Consider the following 19516-nt stretch of genomic DNA (forward strand, 5'->3'; position numbering starts at 1 on the left):
TGGATGCCTCCGCAATACGGCGGTTCGATGGTCCGAGTGCGGCGACCAACCCATCGCGAAGCTGAACGCCTTACACCACATGATGCACAAACGAGGTCTCAAACGCAAAGAAGCTCGGCATTTGCTGCCGAGCTTCATCTGCACATGTGGTCTCTGCGTCGCTTCAGACAGCGACGTACAGAACGTTACTGCATCACAACTGTGAGCCAACCGTCGTTCGGTTCGAACCGCGTGATTTGGAGTCGGAGATTCGTTCCGTCACCCATGACCAGGTCCAGATTGGAATCGACTTCGATTTCCGGCTCGGTAAAGGTTTTCTCCAACAACTCTTTGATGACGGTTCTCGCCTGAATTACGGTCCGTGGCGACGCACGGCCTTCAATCAGTTGAGGTCTGAGAGCGATCACGCTGCGAGTGTCTGTTTCTGGTGGAATCAGAACAAGCTGTCCGTTCCGAAGTTCGATGCCCATTGGAATTTCCAGCAGGTGTCGTGGAACCGTGCGGTCCTTGTCCAGCTGAATGAATCCAGTTCGCAAAATGATCACGACACCGTCTTCGGTGAATCGCACTCGTACCGGATCGGACGGGCTGAAATCGAACAGTGTTGAGTCATCGACGTTGTCTCGTTTGATTGCCACAGGTCGCTTCAACAAATCTTCCAGTGCTTCTTCGATACGTCCGATGACCTGAGATGGCGTCATTTTGCCGGACAGGTTCAGAGCGTCGATGGACGCATTGACTGCTGACTGGTGCAACTGAATCGCGAGGCCTCGCCGAGGGGCTGGGGTGGTCGGTGGACGAGGTGCCGCCAGTGTTTCAGACGCGATCGTGCGAGAACTCACAGCCAGATGAGTGTTGCTGGATCGAGCGCTGAACGCTGAAGGTTTGATGCCTTTATCCTGCAGGTTCTGCATGATATTGGACTGAATGTTGTGGTTCGCTTCGGAAAACTTCTGTCCCACTTCGCTCTCAAACCGTGGCAGTGCGCGGTCCGCCATTTTGCGAGCGGCGATGGCGTCGGTTTGAGGTTTCTTTTTGGCGACTTCCTTTGCCGCAATGTTGCGAACGATGCCTCGAAGAATAGGGATTCGGTCAAACTTGGTCGCGATACCCGTCGTCGTGTTGCGAACGTTGATATCGATCGTCGCGTTGCCGCTTGAGATATGCTGACCGTCGAAGTAAACCGGTTTTTGAATCGTAAACGGATGGTCGCCATGCGTGTAAATTGTCGCGGGCGATTTTACACCTTGAGTATTGGTCACGGTTCGACCATCGACAATGATGTCGAAGGCGGCGGTTCCAACACTTGGCTTAATGTCGGCTCGGATCATTGTGTCCGTTACCTGACAGCCCGTCACCCAGGCTCCCAGAATGCAGTCGGCCACGCCGCCTGATTCTGTTCGGTAGTCAGACACCAAACGCGACATCATTGGCTCTGATAGAACGAAGTGCAGATTGTAATTGAAGAAATCACGAGCGAAGACGCTGCTGACTTTGGAGAACAGCGTTGGGTACTTTCGCAAAGCGTGGTAGTTCTGACGAACGATGGTTGCGTGAGCTCGGCGGTTGCCCATTTCAAAATCGACGGCCGCGCGAACCAGAAACTCATTCGCCAGATCCCGAGCTTCATCGGCTTCAGGCGTCTGCTTCAGGCCCGTCAAAACGGCCTCAGCCAGATTGACTCGGCGCCGTAACTGACGTCCCAATGCACGTTGCACGCGCTCACCAGATTCGAACTGCGGAATCAGGTTCTTCAATTCGGCGACTGCTTCCAGACGCTCGTCGTCGGATTTCTCGCCGTCAAACAGGGCACGGACAAGTGTGCTGACTTGCTCGCCGACTTCTTCGCCAGCCATTTCGGCAAGGCGAGCGGCTTCCTGAGCAACTCGTGTTGCGGTTGGCTTTTCGCCAACTAACGGGTCGTACGTTTCCGGTACATCCAGAACGTCCTCTTCGTAGCCGACCGCAAGGTCTGTCTTCTCCTGGAACGCATAAGCATTCCCCGCGGCGGCCGCGATGCCCAAAAGGGCTAACAGGCGAAATCTGGAAAGGTAGGAACTGTAGAGCATTGTGTGGTAACTCCGGTGTTTGCTCGGCCTAAGTGAGCTCTTTGGCGGCACTTGTTACAACGGTGAGTATCGGTAGAACCGGGCGGAATCTGATCAACCTGCAAAAACCGCACACTCACCTGCTTGCGCCGCCCAAGGCCCCAGAATCGCGCAAGGCACCGAAAAATGCAAGACAGCCGATCCTGCGTAATCGGAAAATCCCGTATTAAGTTCCACAACTGTCAGCATTAGGGCAGTCCCGACCTTGATAAGCCGTTCACTTGCCTCCCAGAAACTGATCTGCATGGACGGAGCTGACGCATGCCCCAAAGGCAGTCGGGGAACCAAAACCGCCCCGCAAACCTCCCAGTCTTCGCGTCTTACAGCATGCAGAGGGGCGTCATTTGCCTTCTGCTGCCCAACGCTTCATTAAAGCGATGTTGTCCAGGATCGTTTGCAGGTGAGCGGGATCCTGTTTGCGGTTGCGAAGGCCGTCGACGTAGACCTGCATGTCGCTGTCGAACATCTCGGTCGATTCCGGTTCCCGGCCAAGGTCGTTGGTCGCTTCCATCCAGTCGTCAAGCCGCTGTCGCAACTCTGTGAGCGTGGCGGCGTGCTTTGGATCGTCGGCGAGGTTATCCAGTTCGTGCGGATCCGTTTGCAGGTCGTAGAGTTCTTCCGGCGGACGGGGTTCACTGAACAACAGCTTTTCCTGCAGGTCATTCAGCTCACCGTTTTTGTGAGCTTCCCTTAATGCGATCAGGATTGACTTGGCGTCCTTGTAGGCGCACGGCTGCAGCATCGGTCGTTGTGGCAGAAAGTTGCGAATGTACTTGAACCGCTTCGTCCTGACGCTGCGAAGGTGCTCAACCGTTTCGTCACAGCGGTCTCGAGCGGAAAACACAGCGTCCCGTGGCTGATAGTCGGCCGCCAGGATATCTCGAGCCTGCATGTATTCCGGGATCGGGATTCCAGCAAGGTTCAGCGACAAAGCCGCGATGTCGATGTGTTCCACAAGGTCATTGCGAGTGTCTCCGGCAGTGATGCCCGGTCCTTTGATGACCAGTGGAACATGAATACCTTCGTCGTACAGGAACTGCTTTCCGCGAGCGTGGCTGATGCCGTGGTCCGTCATGAACAGAATGACGGTGCTGTCCAGAAGTCCTTCGTCTTTAAGCCGAGCGACCACTTCGCCGACGAGCTTGTCGGTATAGCGACAACAGTCCAGATACGCGGCCCAGTCTTCCAGCAGCACAGGATCATTCGGGTAGTAGGGCGGCAATGTGACTTTGCTAACCGGTGTCGCGCTGCCAAAGATCTCCTCACACTTTTTCTGAAAGCGGCGAGCGGATGCAAGAGTTCCACCGCGACGTTTGCCGCCCGGCGTCTGAATCTGGTGGAAGAAGGGTTGCCCGTCTTTGCGAGTGGCCCAGTCGTTGCCGTTGTAAACGGCTTCGTCCCATTCGAAGTTGTAGTCCGTTTTGCCAAGCCGCCCTTTCCTGGTGTTCGGCCAGCTTCCCAAAGACGTGTGATAGCCGGCGTCCTGAAACATCTGCGGCACCAGCTTGATGTATTTCGGCAGTCGAATCTTCTTTTCGCCTCGCCCACTGCGATGATGGTGAGCTCCGATCGAAGTTTGATACATGCCCGTGATGAACGCCGACCGACAAGTCGAACACACCGGCGCCGTCACGTATGCGTTCGTGAACCGCACTCCGTCACGAGCGAGCTGATCGACGTTTGGCGTTTGAATCGCGGTCTCGCCATAGCACGAAAAGTTGGCCGACATGTCGTCGACAACAATCCACACAATATTCGGCCGTTCGGCCGCGACCGAAGCGGAAACCACGGTCAGGCAGATTGCGAGAAGCTGACGGACGCAGGGCAGGATAGCGGTCATGGTAACCTCTGGTCGCGAGAATAATGGAACCGACAGATCGTTGACGAACGACGCTTTTGTGGACGCGTCTTACTTCCGCGGAAACAGCACGGCTGTCCGCACCTTACCGTTCAGCAATGCCGTTTCGGTATCCGAATCCACAGTCACGGTGACGACGTTCTCCTGTTCCGGCTGCAGATCCAGAAGGACAGAGCAGCGAACATGGATGGGCGGCGCCGCCTTCGTGTCGCGGTCACCTGCGGTCGATGACAAATCCCGACGACGGAACAATTCGTCCCAGGACTTTACTGTTGCCGTTGCTGGTTCAACTAGCTTGGGCGTGTCGGCCGTTTGTTGATTTGCTGGTTGTGACGGTTTGCCAGCCACTTCTGCTTCGAAGTACACCCACGCATCGTGCAGTTCCAGTTCCATGCCCACCCAGTGCAGCAAGCACTTTTCGTCTTTGCGATGGCCGATCGAGAAATGCTTCTGCAGGTACGCTTTCACAAAACGTTCGCGGTCCGGGTCTGTTTCGACATTTACACGCCGCTTTTCGATGGCAGACAGAGCGTCTTCCAGGTCGGCAATCCGCAACCGCATTGCGACTTCGAATTTTCCGGACGACGCATTCCATTCGATTTCGGTTGTCGAAGAATGGAACGGATGCGCCCATGCGTTTGAACCCGCAAACAACAGAGAAGCAGCGACGACGAAAAAGCGCGAATTCATAACTTTACTCCTCTTTCTTACTGTCAGACTTCTTCTTCGCCTCTTTGTCCTTTGACTTTGCTTCAGACTTTTCGTCCTTGTCGTCGTCGTCCTTTTTGTCAGCGTCCTTTTTGTCAGCGTCCGGCTTTTTGCCGAGGCCCGCTTTTTGCATTTCGTTTTTCGACTTGCTGCTCTTGTAAAGCTTAAAGCGACTCTGCTTCATCTTTGGCGGGAAGTGGTTATTGCTGCTGTCGGTGTCCGCCGTTTCATTGTGCGGGTCAAGCTGTAACGACACGATTGGCTGCTCAGACAAGATCAGATGTGACGTCTGATTCGCATTCTTCACCCAGATTTCCGCAGGCAGACGAATTTCACGCGTGGATTCATCTTCATGAGTGACGCGGATCACGACCGGCATGACCAGGCCGCCTTTGTTCTGTAGATCGACGATGTAAAAGTGAGTTTCCAGGCCCACCATTTTTCGTTGTTCGGGCGTCAGATCCTTCAGGTATTTCGAAAACTTCTTCTTGTCGTCGTCGGACACAGCAAGGTCGTCGTAGCTGTTGTAGAAGTCTTTCAATTCCGGGTAGCGATGTATACGCTTCTTGAGCGGCTTGTTTCGCTGTTCCGAAATCGTTTCGGGTTCGTCATCGCGTTCCTGTCGTTTTCGTTTGCTGTTGGACGACGGGTTGCCGTCGTCGATCTGGTAGTGGTTGACTCCCGCAATCGCGATGTCAACATGATCCGTGCTGTAAAACCAGCCTCGCCAAAACCAGTCGAGGTCGACGCCGGACGCATCTTCCATGCTGCGAAAAAAGTCAGCCGGGTAGGGCCGCTTGAACATCCAGCGTTCGGAGTACGTTTTGAACGCAAAGTCGAACCCTTCGCGACCAATCACTGTTTCGCGAAGAATGTTCAGCGCTGTTGCTGGCTTGGAATACGCGTTCGGGCCGAACTGCAAAATCGACTCCGAATTCGTCATGATCGGAACCTGGTTCGAACTTTTCATGTAGCCCGTGATCCTCTTGGGCTCACCGCCACGCGACGGATAGTCGTCTTCCCACTCGACTTCGGCCAGATACTGCAGAAACGAATTCAGGCCCTCATCCATCCACGTCCATTGGCGTTCGTCTGAATTCACGATCATCGGAAAATAGTTGTGGCCGACTTCGTGAATAATCACCGAGATCAAAGCGTACTTTGTGCGTTTGGTGTACGTCCCGTCTTCTTCAGGGCGAGGACCGTTGAAGCAGATCATCGGATATTCCATCCCGTAGACCGGGCCGTTTACTGAAATGGCAACTGGATACGGATACCGGAAGGTGTACTTCGAATACACTTCCATCGTGTGAACGATGGACTGAGTCGAATACTTGCTCCACAACGGTTCAGCTTCGTTGGGGTAGTACGACATCGCCATCACATGGTTGCCGCCACTGTTATGACCAACGGCGTCCCAGATGAATTTGCGAGACGATGCAAACGCAAAGTCGCGGACGTTTTTTGCGTTAAAGATCCATGTCTTCTTGTCCTCGGCGACTTCGCTCTGATTTTTCTTCGCTTCATCCGGAGTCACAATGAACATGGGGTCATCTGCTTTTGCTGCTTCCTTGAGCCGCTCGCGCTGAGTCTCCGTAAGCACGTCTTCCGGGTTCATGAGTTCGCCGGTTGACGCGACGATGTGGTCAGAAGGTACGGTGATGCGGACAACGTAATCGCCGAACTCCAGAGTGAACTCGCCCTTGCCCAGGAATTCTTTGTGCTGCCAGCCGGTCGCATCAGAATAGGCACAGAGGCGCGGAAACCATTGAGCGATCTCGTAGATGTTGTTGCCGTCTTTTTCGAAGTGCTCAAAGCCGCCTCGAGCTCGAATTACGGTTGCGTCGGTGATGTTGTACTTCCAACGCACCTTAAAGCGAAACGTATCTCCGCTGGGCAACGGAGCGGGCAGGTCGACTCGCATGTTGGTGCCGACGATCGTGTGCTTTAACTTGTTCCCGTTGCTGCTGTCGGCGACTTCCAGAATCTTTGTTCCACCGGCAAATGTGGTGGCTTCCAGCATGCTGTCCAAAGCATCAAAAGTCATCCGGTCGCCAATCGACGGAGCCGTGCGATGTCGGTTGGCGTTCGAATTCGGGTGGAAGCGATTCGCATCCAGTTGCAGCCACATATACGTCAGCGTGTCTGGCGAATTGTTTTGGTAAGTAATGACCTCAGAGCCAGTAATCTTCTGAGTGTCATCGTGAAGTTCGACCTGGATGTCGTAATCGACCTTCTGCTGCCAGTACTCGTGTCCGGGAGCTCCCGAAGCATTGCGGTAAGCATTCGCGGTGGGCAGCACTTCTTCCAGCTGTCGGAATGCGTCCGGGGCGGAATTTTTACGGTTGACGATCGACTGAGCGAACAGGCTGTCAGGCACGGTTGAAACCGCAATGACACAGGAAAACGCAGTCAAAACGGCCAAATAGCGCGACGATGGCTTCATACGTGGATCCTCAAGCGACTGTTGTTTCAAGCTCCGCCAGACGCAGCGGACTGCGCAGACTCTCAATGCTGTTCAAAATACCGTACTCCGCCAGCAGGTCAAACGATGCGTGAGCGATCGGCACTCCATTCTTTAAGCAATTGCTGAGTCGGCTGAATGGTTCCCGTCGCCGTCGGAAACGGAAAACTCAACGGAATCGCTGGGACACATCGGCCGAAGGTCGTCGCAGTCGGGCCAACTTCATCAGATCGCCGCAGAAGGATTTGCATCGCCAGACGAGCCGCCCGCTGACGAACATGAGGCCCGCTCTTCGAAGTTAGCAATCTAAAAGGACTCGAAACGTTCTGCGGTTTGCGGTACGGTTAAAATCACGGTCTCGCATTCAGTCTGTGTGTCGAACGGGTTTGCCCGTGGACACGGCTGTGGGGTTACCCCATGGTCTATCTTCTTACCAGCACATTGCACCGAAAGTGTCTTCGCACCGCCTTCGACGGTGGATTGACACTTTCACAACTCGCAAGTGAATGAGATCGCTGTCCTTCGAGGCGCCATTTGCCTCGAAGGACACTTTTCTTTCTGGAGGCGGTCGTGAACAGAAAATCCGCCAGGGTACTTTCCGCCATCATGCGAAACGGTGCATGGGATCGAGAATCCGTGCTGCACCGATTGCACATCCATCTTGGTGCGAACACCAAACGGTCGAAGTGGCCGCAACGCCTGGTGCATGCCGTTTTTGCGATCACTGCTGATTCCGTGCTGCCGCCAACGGAGGAGAAGCTGGTTCGAACGCTAAGAAGGCATTGGGCTGTTGCGCAGATTGTTCAGCGATCGATGCCTGCGATTAATCGTATGGTGTCGCGGTTTAACTGGCTGGACTTGCCCCCGACTCCCATGTCGCCAACCAACCACGCGGCGGCGACATGGAAAGTACCGGCCATCGTCACGACCGGTCAATTGGCGGAGAGGTTAGAAGTCGATGTCACCAGGTTACCGTGGCTCGCCGACTGTCTTGGCTGGGAACACCGCGTCGAACAGGAAAAACTGCGCAACTATCGTTATCACTGGATTCGGAAATCAAGCGGTGGACACCGCCTTGTCGAAGCGCCCAAGCAAACACTCAAGGCCGCTCAACGTTGGATTGCGACGAACGTGCTGGCACACATTCCCGTTCATGCAGCGGCTCACGCGTATTGCCCTGGACGCTCGCCCTTGACGGCAGCAACGTTGCACGCAGGGCAACACGTCGTCATGCGAATCGACCTGCAGGTTTCCTTCCTTCCATCCGAGCGGCTCGCGTGTTGGGAATTTTTCGCACAGCCGGTTACCCGCTTCATGTGGCTCGGCTATTAACCGGCTTGTGCACCAATAAAACGTGGCAGGGAGTGACGGACGGAGTGTCTGAAGCCGGCGATGATCCGCAAGGCCTGCGACGTAAATACGCGCGGCTGTTCCAGGCTCACTTGCCTCAGGGAGCCCCCACGTCTCCGGCGCTGGCAAACCTGTGCGCGTGGTCGCTGGACTGTCGGCTGGCGGGGCTGACAGCAACGTTCGGTGGGCGCTATTCTCGGTATGCGGACGACCTGATTTTCAGCGGCGACGCTCGCTTTATGTCCACGCTGAGTCGGTTTCGTGTTGGTGTGCTGGCGATTGCGCACAATGAAGGTTTTGAAATCCGCAATCGCAAAACGCTGGTGATGAAGCACGATCAACGCCAGACAGTCACCGGGCTGGTGGTGAATGAACGAGCCAACATATCGCGTCGCGACTTCGACCGGCTGAAGGCCATTCTGACAAACTGCAAACACCACGGACCGGCTTCGCAAAACCGCGAGCAGCACGCCAACTTTCAAGCTCATCTACAGCGCCGAGTCGCGCACGTCGCGTCGGTCAATCCGGTGCGGGGCAAACGGCTGCGGCATCTGTTTAATGCGATTACATGAGACGATCACTAACGCCCGTTTGGGCCTGCAGCGCTAATCGACGTATGCAAATTCATTCGACATTAACAGCACATGAGCGTACTTCGGCCATGCGTCGGCCGCTTGGTCACCAGCAGCAGATTCACCGTCAGCCGGTTCGCCGGTGTCCTGCAGAAACGCCAGGCCAAGCTGTCGCTCACGGTTCGTTGGCGGCCGCGAGAACAGCAGATGGTAGGCTCGATCAATACGCGCTTCATCCGTTTCGCAATCGCTGATCAAACGAGCGGCCAGGGCATCCGCCTGGTGGCTTAGCAGCGGGCCATTCAGTGCATACAGGCCCTGCAGAGCCGTGGTGGTCTGCTGTCGCATTGGACTATGCGACGTTGGATCGGGGAAGTCGTGGCTAAGCAAGACATTCGACATGTCTCGCCGGTGAACGGTTGCGTACAGCGTTCTGCGATGGTTGTTATTGTCGTCAAGCGTCACCGCTGGGCCGCCGAGCGTTTGGTCGAGTTGGCCGGACGAAAGCAACATTGCGTCGCGCCATTGTTCGTAGTCCAGTCGACGACGTGGCATTCGAGAAAGCAGTCGGTTGTCCGGATCGACATTCATGTCTGCCGCGTCAGGATTACTGGATTGCCTATACGTGGCGGAAAGCACAATTTCTCGATGCAGCGTTTTCAGTGACCAGCCGTTTTTGATGAACCGCGCCGCCATATCGTCCAGCAGTTCCGGATGCGATGGGCGAGCGCCGAGTTGTCCAAAGTTGCTCGGCGTTGTGACAAGCCCTTGCCCAAAATATCGCCCCCAGATCCGGTTCACGATCACTCGCGCGGTCAGTGATGCGGCGTCCGAGGTGATGGCTTCGGCCAGTTCGAGGCGTCCGCTGCCGTTGTTAAAACGCTGTGGCGATGATGAGGAAGGCGACAAGACGGTGAGAAACCGTCGTGGAACAACGTCGCCCAGTCGATTTGGATTGCCGCGAATAAACAAATTCAAATCCTGCGGCTCAGGTCGATAGTCCAACGTCGACCCTTCGTCCGCTCGCTTGCCTGCGCGAACCACGTGAAGCGATTCTTCGACCATGACGGTCGCAACTGGCGTGTTGTAGTAAGGTGTGGATTCTTCGATGATTTTTATCTGCTGAGTCAGTTCGTTGATTTTTTCGGTCGGAACCGGCTTCTTCTTTTTCAGCGATGCCAATGTCTTTTGCAGCCCCTCGACCTTCGATTTTGCCTCTTTGACAGGTTCGTAAAGTTCTTCTTCGATCGTCGGTCGGCCGGCGATTCGACAGCTGGCAAAGATGCCAGCCAGTGCGTAATAGTCTTCCGTGCTGATGGGATCGAATTTGTGATCGTGGCAGCGAGCACACGCGACGGTCAGGCCCAGGTACGTCCGAGTCACAGCGTCGACTCGTTCTTCCCATTCGTCGGCGACAATGACTTTAATGATTTCACACGGCAGCTTCAGCTCCTTCCAGTAATTGGGGCTGAGGCCCAGAAAGCCGAGTGCCGGAAGATCTTCGGGGCCTGTTGACGGCATCATGTCCGTCGCCAGTTGCCGCTTGACGAATTCGTCGTACGGCATGTCCTGGTTCATGGCCTGAACGATCCAATCTCGATACAGATGAGCGTCACCGGTGGAGTCCAGCCAGGACGCGGTTTTGTCTGTGTAGCGAGCCAGGTCGAGCCAGAAGCGCGCCCATCGTTCGCCGAATTGTGGCGACTGCAGCAGGCGGTCCACCTGGCGTTCGTAGGCGTCCGGTCGGTTGTCGAGCAGAAAGGCCTCGACGTCTTCCGGCGCAGGCGGCAGCCCGGTTAAGTCGAAACTCAACCGCCGCAGCAGTGTTGCTTTTCCCGCTTCGGGGGACGGTTGTAGATCATTTTGTTCCATCGCTGCCAACAGAAAGTGATCCATCCGCTGAGCGGGCCATGTCTTGTGGCGCACATCTGGTAACGGCTGTTCGTTGGCCGGTTGAAACGACCAGAACTTTCGGCCTTCGTCGAAATCGATGCCGTCGTCCATCAGCATGACGGCGTCGTCCGATTTCGGAAACACGGCGCCGCGGCGAACCCAGTCGGTCAGAAGAGCGATCTCGTCGTCCGGAAGTTTGCCTTTCGGCGGCATTTGAATGTCATCATCGCTGTATTTCAGAACGGTCAGCAGCAAGCTTTCGTCCGGCGTTTTCGGAGAAATGGCCGGTCCGCTGTCGCCACCCTTGGCGATGCCTGCTGCCGAATCCAGCAACAACCCACCATGCACCGTTTTCGCTTTGGCTGAGTGGCATGAGTAGCACCGAGCACTCAGCAGCGGCCGAATCTTCTTCTCGAAGTGTTCAATCGCTGCTGCAGAAGCGGCCGTTTCCGGAACTTCGTCCAACGCCAGCAATGAAGACGACGATAGGCACGGCAGTGCAGCGGCAAGAATCAACGGAAGTGGCAGCGGTCTGAAGTTCATTCGCATGAACGACTCCAACACAAAATGAATGGCGGGAAGAGAATCGGCGGGGACCAGATGATACGGTCTCCAGCAACGAGGTTAAAGTGCGAATGCGGCTTGCGAATGGCGATTCATGGATTGCACCGTGGTACCCCGGCGTTTCCTTCGCTTCGCTTAGCCCAACCCTGGCTACACTTCAGGTCTGTAGCAAGCGGTTGGAGGTTCAATCGCGTTTGGAACGGTGTCACTTGAAGCCGTTCGAACACTGCGCCACAATTCGCCGAGGTGACGCCGGGTTTGTTGGCAATGCAATTTAACCGTCCGGGGAATTTTTCATGAAGCACGTTTCCACAATTCTGATGCTCCTGTTCTTCGCTTCTGCCGCTGTCGCGCAGGATGCGAAGAAGGCCGACCGTTGGGAGCCTTCGATTGTAGCACTGGAAAAGAAGATCACAGACGGTTCTTCAAAGCCTGGCAGCGTCGTCTTCGTCGGAAGTTCCAGTATCAAACTGTGGGATCTGCCGAAGTGGTTTCCGGAGGGGAACGTCGTCAACAACGGGTTTGGCGGCTCGCAGATTTCTGATTCCGTGCAGTACTTCGATCGTATTGTCACGCCGCTTCGTCCACCACTGGTCATCATGTACGCTGGTGACAACGACGTTTCCGGAGGCAAGTCGCCGGACATCGTGCATCGCGACTTTCTTCAGTTTGCGGAAAAGGTGAAGCAACACCTGCCACCGGAAACAAAGCTTGCCTTCATTGCGATTAAACCCAGCATTAAACGCTGGAACCTTTCGGAGAAAATGAACGAAGCCAATCAAATGATCGCGAAGGAATGCGAGGCAGACGACCGATTGATCTATCTCGACATCTGGAAGCCGATGCTGGGCGAAGACGGTAAACCGAAGCCGGAACTGTTTGCCAAAGACGGACTGCATCTGAGTGACGAAGGCTACAAGTTGTGGACGTCGATTGTCAAAAGTGAACTGAATCTGTGAGAACCGTTGGAATCATCCCCGCCCGGCTGCAATCGAGTCGCCTGCCTGAAAAGTTACTGCTGAACGAAACCGGCCGCCCGCTGATCGAATACGTCTGGCAGGTGGCTCAACAATGCACCGCTCTTGACGAAGTCATCGTGGCAACGGACAGCCCGCGAATTCAGGAAGCTGTGACTTCGTTTGGTGGCCGCGCTGAATTGACGGGCGAATTCCCCAGCGGCAGCGACCGAGTCGCCGACATCGCGCGACGGTGTTGCCCGGATGCAGATGTGATTGTCAATCTGCAGGGCGACGAACCGGAACTGGAAGTCGCGACGATCGATTCGTTGGTGACGACGCTACGGGAATCCGGAGCAGAAATGGCGACCGTTGCGGCACCGCTGTCTGATGTGGACGCCATCCAAAGCCCCGATTGCGTCAAGGTGGTTGTCAGCGACAACGGTAACGCGCTGTACTTCAGCCGATCCGTCATTCCTTTTCCGCGTGGAACATCGGTGGCAGACACGCTGAAAGCCGCCACAGCAACACCGTGGCTGCTGCACGTTGGCCTGTACGCCTACCGGCACGATTTTCTGCTGCGGTTAACATCAATGGAGCCATCGACGCTGGAAGAACTCGAAAAACTGGAACAGCTTCGAGCTCTTCAAACAGGCGCGTCCATCGCGGTGACCGTGATTCCGGAAGCAGCCGTCGGCATTGACACGCCTGAAGATTACGCCGCGTTTGTGAAACGTGAAACGTCGCGAAGTCGTTGAAGGCTTTCAATGGCGAGTAGGCCAGACGGAGGAGCGAAGCGGGGATGTTCCGGCAGGGGCTGGTTAAGAGTTTCCGGGAGTCAGCAGCGCAACGCCGGAGCTGCGCTTCGCTGGATCCGGCCTACCACTGCTGTTCAAGGCGGCGTACGGCGAGGCGTTATCGAATTCCCTGTAGACGGTTCAGGATTTCGGACAGACCTCGAATCGCATCGGCCGCCTGAGACGTATTGACGGAGTGGTCGTTTCCGAGCACGGTTGCTCGCCGCACACGACGTTCGACGTCTTCGGGCAACATTCCGGAGCGAGCGGCGATGGTTGCTGTGTCCGTGAGGTGTACGGAACGCCCGAACATTTTCTGCAGTTGAGTTTTCATGTAGTCAAGGTAATTCCGCACGGCTTCGTTGCCGCTGCCGGTGCGAAAATGAAGGTTCCCAACCGCCGCCGCGCTCTCCGTTAGACTGCGGCGTTGGATCGACATGTCCTGCTTCGCCGGTCCGAATCGATGGAAGCCAAACCACCCCGCCAGCAGTGCAATCGTGATCAACTGCAGAGTTCCCGATCGCAGCGTGGGGCTCATCAACACGGCAGTGCCGCGGTACGCATCGCTGGCATTTAGAAACTCACTCACCACAATCTGCGGATCGTCCGAAAGTTGATTGAGGCTGCTGTTGTTGATGTGATGCGCGTGAGCGTATTCGATCAGGCGAATGGCTAATTCTGCTTGAGCTTCGTCCAACATCGCTCGATTTGAAAACACGTCCGAACTGGCGCTGGCCAACACAAGGCCCTGAGCGTATTGCCATGCGGCGGCCTGAACGTCGCCGCTTGTTGTCTGTACCAGAACGACCGGTCGCAATCCCTGATCGACCAGCGTCGCGTGACTTCGCCAGGGGAACGTGCCCGGAATCAGCTGGCTTTCAATTTCCAGTTCGGCGATGTCTGTCGACAGGTTTTCCGCGTCGTTGCTGTCAGCGGCTTCGGTGGGCGGAGTCGGCGGACTGATGGGCGTATGTCCCAACGGATTACGAATCACACCTTCATCCACTGGCATATTCTTGTTTTGCTTTGAACGCGGCTGTTTTTGAGGCGGCGAGTTTTGCACCGGCGGGGCAGCGGTCCTGGGAACGGCGTCAGCTGGATTTTCTTCCGCCTCGGCCTGCATCACGGGCTCGCCGGCATCTGCCGGGGGCGGAGTACCATCTGAGGACGTGCCGTTTGCAGGATTGACCGGGGCGGGTGCCACAGCGATTTCTTCCGATGCAAACCATTCCCGTTCGGTCTTGATACTCAAGCCGCGGATATGGCAATCGGGCGACGTCCAGTTCGGTGCAAAGACCAGCGAACCGCCGTTGTAAACGAATTTCGTCAGCTCAGCCTGTTCATTTTCATCGGGATAACGATCAGGACTCAGGACCACCAGAGTGCAGGGTTCGTCCGGAATAAGTTTGGCCGCCTCCCGGCGCACTGGTGGCAGCAAACCGGCCTTCGAAAGCTGTTCCAGCGTTTGAAAGAAACCTCGCTTGCCTTGAATGGTGCTGCTGTACGTGTCATCCGGCGTGCCCGGGTCACCCGGCAACCACCAAAACTGCAGCAGCACCAGCAACGCGACGGCCGCCAGCCACAGCATGTCAGACCGCTGCAGTCGTCGCTTCTTCTTCACGAAAAGACCCCTGAAAATGGTGCAGGCATTCGTCAAATGTTTCACGAGTCGCCGTGCGACGACCAAAGTAGATTCTCTCAAACTGAAGCGCCGTTTCTGCGTACGCCAGCCGACGTTCATCCTGTCGCCAAACGGCGCGAATATAGTCGCGGTTGGTCAAGCCCTTGCGGAACCGGATCAGTCCCGCGCGCTCAATCCAACTCATGCTACCGATCAACAGTTCCCGAACTGCAAGACGGAAGTCGCCTTCCTGAGCGAACTGGATGGCCCGCGATTCGTAAGTCGAAACGGCCAGCTCACCAGGCGGCACAGCCAGATTGCTGATCGCGCCGGTTTCATCGAACAGCCCGTTCGAGTTTGGTGTTCGTCGACCATCGCGACTTTTGAGGACAGACGCGATAATCCAGATCGCCACCGCCACCAGTACTCCCAAACCGATAAACAGCAACAGCCTGCCGATGTCCATGCTGAAGCCGCCGCTGCCCGAAGTTTGTACTGGGGGTGGCTGAGCCTGGGGAATGGTGTTGCGAGGTTGAAACAAGCCACCGAAAACCCATCGAAAGAAATCGCCGATGGCCGAACTGACGCTGCCAATTGTGTCCGCCAGAAAACCGTCGCCGCCGCTTGTTTCGTCGTTCGGCAGATTCTCCAGCACGCGTCGTCGCACGGCGCGGAAGTCCTGTTGCTGCATCACTTCACTGGCCACGCGACGGATTTCGGCCGATGGTAATGAGCCTTCATCGGCTGAAGATTGTGGAGCACAAGTGCAGCATACGATGGCGAGCAGGATTGCCTTCGCCAAAGACGATTCGGCACTCAGCTTGCGGCACGGCGACTGGCCAATGGAAATGCGATATCCGCAGCTCATGCCATCTGCTCCTCAAGCCGAGCTGCTTCAACGCGAAACTGCAATTCCAGATCCCAGCACTCATTGCGAATTCGTTGATCGAGGTAGCAGAAGAACCAGGCCAGGCGAGCGATCGGATACGTGACCCACAGCGACATCTGCAGCACGATCACAAACGACGGGTCGTCGATGAATTTGGATGTGACGGCTTCAAAAATGTCGGGACTCCACGCGATCGAGCCGAAGAAGATCGGATGATTTAACAGCAGGCCGGACAGGAAGTCGAACATGATAAAGACGCCCGCCGCGACGGTAAACCACGTCAATGTAATCGTCGTCAGTCGTCCAAGATTGCGAGAAAAGCCGCCGCCTTTGCTAAGCCACGACAACCGTTCCGAAACGTGTTTTAGCGGCGTGCGTTCCAGAAACATGACCTCCGGCAAATGTCCACACCCGGCCATGACAAACAGCAGTGGGAACACCATGCAGAATCCGGTCACTCGCATCAGCATGCCCAGAAAAGCGTACAGAACAATGCGACTCAACAGCCCCTTTAGTGCGACTCGAGTACTAATCGGAACCCCGAACACCTGAGGTCCCGCCGTCGCCACGATGGCACCGCTAAGCAGCATATTGAAGAACGCAAAGATCAACATGCAGGGCAGCAACACAATTTCTCTCATGGAAGTCGAGACGAACCACACCAGAACCGTGCACGGAACGGCAAAGCACAGCGTCAAATTTAACAACGGTCGCGCAAACTGTCTGGCAAAGACCAAAGCCAGGTCAATGCAGCCGCCCGTGGTTCGTCGTTCGACGGTGACGATGCAGTCTTCGACTTTCATAGCGTTTGCTGCCTCGCGCCAACGGAACTGATTCCGGACGTCTTAGTCGTCGCACGCTGGATTTTCCCACTGCGAGCCAGCTCAACCATGCCGCGACCACCGAAGCCTAGATACAGAAACACGATCAACCACAGCATCGTCCCAACAACGTATTTTACGGCATGGGGAATCGCCATGGGAGAGAAATAGGCTTCGATCAAAGCGGCGATGGCCAGCATAAAGCCGGACCCGCTGGCCAGCTTAATGGCGTCCAGACCGTGGACTCGCAACGATTCGGCTCGCGACAATTCGCCCGGATGAACCATCCCCCAGCCAACCAGTAATCCGGCCGCTCCTGCCACAGCAATCGCTGTCAGTTCGAAGGAACCATGCGAAATCGCGAAGCTGAAAAAGTTGTCGCCCAATCCTTCGCTCACAAGATACCCGGAAATCGCGCCAAGCGCAATTCCGTTAAACAGCAGCTTTACGACGGTACCAATGCCGAATGTGACACCGAAGGCAAAACACTGAAACGCGATGCCAATATTATTTTGCACGTAGAAGCCCACCATGCGCGAACGTTCGTCGGCGTATCGGGCGTCAATGGAGTTGTAAAAAGCCTTCGAATAGCTTTCCCTTGAGTGCTCCATTGCCGTCTTGTCGACGAGCCATTCCGCCGTCGCCTGGTCTGACTTCGTCAACCAAAACGAGACCAGAAACGGAATAGCAAACAAGGCCAATGCCACAAAGAAGAAGTTCTTCCGCTTGCGCAGCAAGGCTGGAAAGCCGTCCGATAAGAAGGTGAGTGCCGTGTCCAGCGATCGCGGCGGAGCTCGGTACAGGCAGTTGTGTCCCTGAGCCACCAGGTCGTTCAGGTATTGTTCCAGACGCACGCCCCATTCTCGCGACTGAACCAACGATAAGTCGTAGCACACGGAACGGTACAGCTTGGACAAGCGTGTCACGTCACGGCCCGTCCACTTGCCCAATCGCGAACGCTGCAGTGACGCCAGCAATGTTTCCATTTGCTGCCAGTCGGTTCTTCGCTGTTTGATAAAACGTTCGCGGTTCAACGTGCTTCACCTTCATCGCCAACGGTCGCCGTTTCGAAAGTCGGCACGGGAGCAGGTTCAGGTTCTTCCAGGACCTCAATAACCACGTCCTCAAGGCTATCGGACGAGTGGTCCGCTTCGGTTGGATCCTCGGCAAACGTCTTGAGTACACGTCTTAAAAACAGCGTGTGTTTTTGAGGCGTGTTGGTGAAGTAGGTGTTCGGGTTGCGTGGATCGGGGCCGGGTTCTTCAAAGCCAAGACGCTGCCGGATTGCGACCGACAGACAGCGACCGATTTCTTCGCGACGGCCGTCGGAGATCAGTCGGTCACCTTCGAACAGCCGTTCGATCACGGCCAGAGTGCGTTCAGGGACGGAATAACGGCCGCTGCATTCGTGGCGAGGAATTCGTTCGACGCCCGTGGTGATCCCGGCAGCTCGACCGACAAATTCGCGAGCTTCGTCGATCACCATTGTGTCGAAGACAAGATCGCCCAGCCGTTGCATGCGCCGTGTCCCCGCCATGGAAAACAGTGCGAAGGTGCCCAGCGGCCACACGACTAACAGCGGCAGGAGATCGACAAACAATACGAGGTTACGACCGAAGGCTTCGAACCAGCCAACCGGCGTGCCATTCGTCCGCACGACTCGCAGATTTTCCGAACGTTTGCCTGGTGTTTGGCCGTTCCAAAACGCTTCAAAGCAAGCGCCGTACAGCCACGTCAGCGAAAACGCCAATACCGACATCAGCCCGACACTCACGCCGGACACTTGAAAGTCATAATCTGCTCCGGTCATCAATGCCGTCATGGCGACGACCAGCAGCCACCCCAACATGGTGATGGCGATTTTGACGAACACGTCAATGACAAACGCCCTGCCTCGCTTGCCCGGCCCCGCGATGACAAAACGAAAATCCACGCCCTCCGGTGTTTCCACCGTCACGCGAGTATCGACTGTCAATTTGGAGGAATCGTCGGACATAAAATACAGGTACGATGCCGAAATGGATCCGCGGTGCGCGCCGATTTGGATCTCGTCAGAGACGGCACGCATCCGCCGTGGCACGCCAGCGGTTGGTCGTTATTGGAAAGGCCCTGGGATTCCTTCTGAAATCCACTGCATGGTGGTTTGTTTGGTGTTGCAAGATGACAGATGCGACTTTTGAGTGCAAGTTGTCGAAAAACTTCTGAAAACGCCGCAGCCGGGATGTTATCACACAGAATCACTCGACAAGATCTCCGTCGAAAACTCTTTGGATTGACCTGAAAACAACTGCATGCGCATCCTGATCACGGCCGGGCCGACTCGCGAATACGTCGACGACGTGCGTTTCCTTTCGAACGCCAGCAGCGGCCGCATGGGCTACGCTCTGGCCGAAGCCGCCATCGCTGCCGGACACGAAGTGATTCTGGTCACCGGCCCGGTCGATTTAGACGTCCCGGATGGTGCCAAAGTATCGGCAATCGAAACGACTGACGAACTGCGGATGTCGTGTCTGGAGTTATTTCCTTCCTGTGATGGGATCATCGCGACGGCTGCCGTCTGCGACTATCGGCCGCGCGAACGAGTTCACGGGAAGATGACCAAGACCGGACAGCCGATCGTACTGGAACTGGTCGAAACCTCAGACGTGCTGGCAGAACTGGGAGCTCAAAAAGGGCACCGTTGGGTCGTCGGCTTCGCTCTGGAATCGCAGGACCCTCGCAACAACGCCATGCGTAAGCTGCGAATGAAACAGTGCGACTGCATTGTGCTAAACGACACCTCCGCCATTTCATCACTGGAGAACCGCGTCGAAATCCTGTCGCCGGACGCAGAAACACAGGCCGAATTCACAGGCCTGAAGACGGACGTGGCAGCTCAACTGATCACGTTTATCGAACAACGCATTGCGCGGTAG

The 19516-nt window shown here is 55.9% G+C and carries 16 protein-coding genes; 5 read left to right on the forward strand and 11 right to left on the reverse strand.

Features of this window, described 5'->3' with window-relative positions; genetic code table 11:
* Window positions 1-185: 185 nt before the first annotated feature.
* The 5 genes from Fuma_RS09005 to Fuma_RS09025 all read right to left on the reverse strand — a co-directional run bounded on the left by Fuma_RS09005 (window position 186) and on the right by Fuma_RS09025 (window position 7443).
* A complete protein-coding gene (locus tag Fuma_RS09005) occupies window positions 186-2069 on the reverse strand; it encodes a hypothetical protein (protein ID WP_077023839.1) in 1884 nt (627 codons plus the stop codon).
* Between the two features lie 379 nt (window positions 2070-2448).
* Window positions 2449-3948, reverse strand: coding sequence for a sulfatase family protein (locus tag Fuma_RS09010; protein ID WP_077023840.1), 1500 nt, complete (start codon window positions 3946-3948; stop codon window positions 2449-2451).
* Window positions 3949-4017: 69 nt separating this feature from the next.
* Window positions 4018-4656, reverse strand: a complete 639-nt coding sequence (locus Fuma_RS09015; protein ID WP_077023841.1) for a DUF6702 family protein — start codon at window positions 4654-4656, stop codon at window positions 4018-4020.
* Window positions 4657-4660: 4 nt separating this feature from the next.
* Window positions 4661-7120: a M1 family metallopeptidase gene (locus Fuma_RS09020; protein ID WP_077023842.1), complete on the reverse strand. Its 2460-nt coding sequence runs from the start codon at window positions 7118-7120 to the stop codon at window positions 4661-4663.
* A gap of 98 nt (window positions 7121-7218) precedes the next feature.
* Window positions 7219-7443: a hypothetical protein gene (locus tag Fuma_RS09025; RefSeq protein ID WP_077023843.1), complete on the reverse strand. Its 225-nt coding sequence runs from the start codon at window positions 7441-7443 to the stop codon at window positions 7219-7221.
* Between the two features lie 265 nt (window positions 7444-7708).
* Between Fuma_RS09025 and Fuma_RS35180 the strand changes: the two genes are divergently transcribed.
* Window positions 7709-8470: an RNA-dependent RNA polymerase family protein gene (locus Fuma_RS35180; protein WP_158520916.1), complete on the forward strand. Its 762-nt coding sequence runs from the start codon at window positions 7709-7711 to the stop codon at window positions 8468-8470.
* A gap of 44 nt (window positions 8471-8514) precedes the next feature.
* Window positions 8515-9060, forward strand: a complete 546-nt coding sequence (locus Fuma_RS35185; RefSeq protein WP_218922414.1) for a reverse transcriptase domain-containing protein — start codon at window positions 8515-8517, stop codon at window positions 9058-9060.
* A 33-nt stretch (window positions 9061-9093) separates the two neighbouring features.
* On the opposite strand, the gene Fuma_RS09040 is transcribed toward Fuma_RS35185, so the two are convergent.
* Entirely contained in the window at window positions 9094-11502 is a 2409-nt protein-coding gene (locus Fuma_RS09040; RefSeq protein WP_083731914.1) for a PSD1 and planctomycete cytochrome C domain-containing protein, read from the reverse strand.
* A 311-nt stretch (window positions 11503-11813) separates the two neighbouring features.
* Between Fuma_RS09040 and Fuma_RS09045 the strand changes: the two genes are divergently transcribed.
* Together Fuma_RS09045 and kdsB are read left to right on the forward strand one after the other, a co-directional pair.
* Window positions 11814-12476, forward strand: coding sequence for an SGNH/GDSL hydrolase family protein (locus tag Fuma_RS09045; protein ID WP_077023846.1), 663 nt, complete (start codon window positions 11814-11816; stop codon window positions 12474-12476).
* Window positions 12473-13231 carry a 3-deoxy-manno-octulosonate cytidylyltransferase gene (kdsB, locus tag Fuma_RS09050; RefSeq protein WP_077023847.1) on the forward strand — a complete coding sequence of 253 codons (759 nt, stop codon included), beginning with the start codon at window positions 12473-12475 and terminating at the stop codon, window positions 13229-13231. Before Fuma_RS09045 ends, kdsB begins: the two co-directional genes overlap by 4 nt.
* Before the next feature lie 157 nt (window positions 13232-13388).
* Here kdsB and Fuma_RS09055 read toward each other — a convergent pair whose 3' ends face one another.
* The 5 genes from Fuma_RS09055 to Fuma_RS09075 are packed head-to-tail and all read right to left on the reverse strand — an operon-like array spanning window position 13389 to window position 18597.
* The gene (locus Fuma_RS09055; RefSeq protein ID WP_145944067.1) at window positions 13389-14891 is read right to left on the reverse strand and encodes a DUF4350 domain-containing protein; all 1503 of its coding nucleotides are present in this window, start codon (window positions 14889-14891) and stop codon (window positions 13389-13391) included.
* Window positions 14860-15759, reverse strand: a complete 900-nt coding sequence (locus tag Fuma_RS09060) for a DUF4129 domain-containing protein (protein ID WP_077023849.1) — start codon at window positions 15757-15759, stop codon at window positions 14860-14862. Before Fuma_RS09060 ends, Fuma_RS09055 begins: the two co-directional genes overlap by 32 nt.
* Window positions 15756-16583: a hypothetical protein gene (locus Fuma_RS09065; RefSeq protein ID WP_077023850.1), complete on the reverse strand. Its 828-nt coding sequence runs from the start codon at window positions 16581-16583 to the stop codon at window positions 15756-15758. The genes Fuma_RS09060 and Fuma_RS09065 overlap by 4 nt, the downstream gene beginning before the upstream one ends.
* On the reverse strand, window positions 16580-17635 hold the full coding sequence (locus Fuma_RS09070; RefSeq protein ID WP_077023851.1) for a stage II sporulation protein M: 1056 nt from the start codon (window positions 17633-17635) through the stop codon (window positions 16580-16582). The genes Fuma_RS09065 and Fuma_RS09070 overlap by 4 nt, the downstream gene beginning before the upstream one ends.
* Window positions 17632-18597 carry an RDD family protein gene (locus tag Fuma_RS09075; protein WP_158520918.1) on the reverse strand — a complete coding sequence of 322 codons (966 nt, stop codon included), beginning with the start codon at window positions 18595-18597 and terminating at the stop codon, window positions 17632-17634. Before Fuma_RS09075 ends, Fuma_RS09070 begins: the two co-directional genes overlap by 4 nt.
* Window positions 18598-18892: 295 nt before the next feature.
* Here Fuma_RS09075 and Fuma_RS09080 point away from each other — a divergent pair, with 295 nt between their 5' ends.
* Window positions 18893-19516 carry a phosphopantothenoylcysteine decarboxylase domain-containing protein gene (locus Fuma_RS09080; RefSeq protein ID WP_077023853.1) on the forward strand — a complete coding sequence of 208 codons (624 nt, stop codon included), beginning with the start codon at window positions 18893-18895 and terminating at the stop codon, window positions 19514-19516.

This window comes from Fuerstiella marisgermanici (assembly GCF_001983935.1).
GTDB classification, from domain to species: domain Bacteria; phylum Planctomycetota; class Planctomycetia; order Planctomycetales; family Planctomycetaceae; genus Fuerstiella; species Fuerstiella marisgermanici.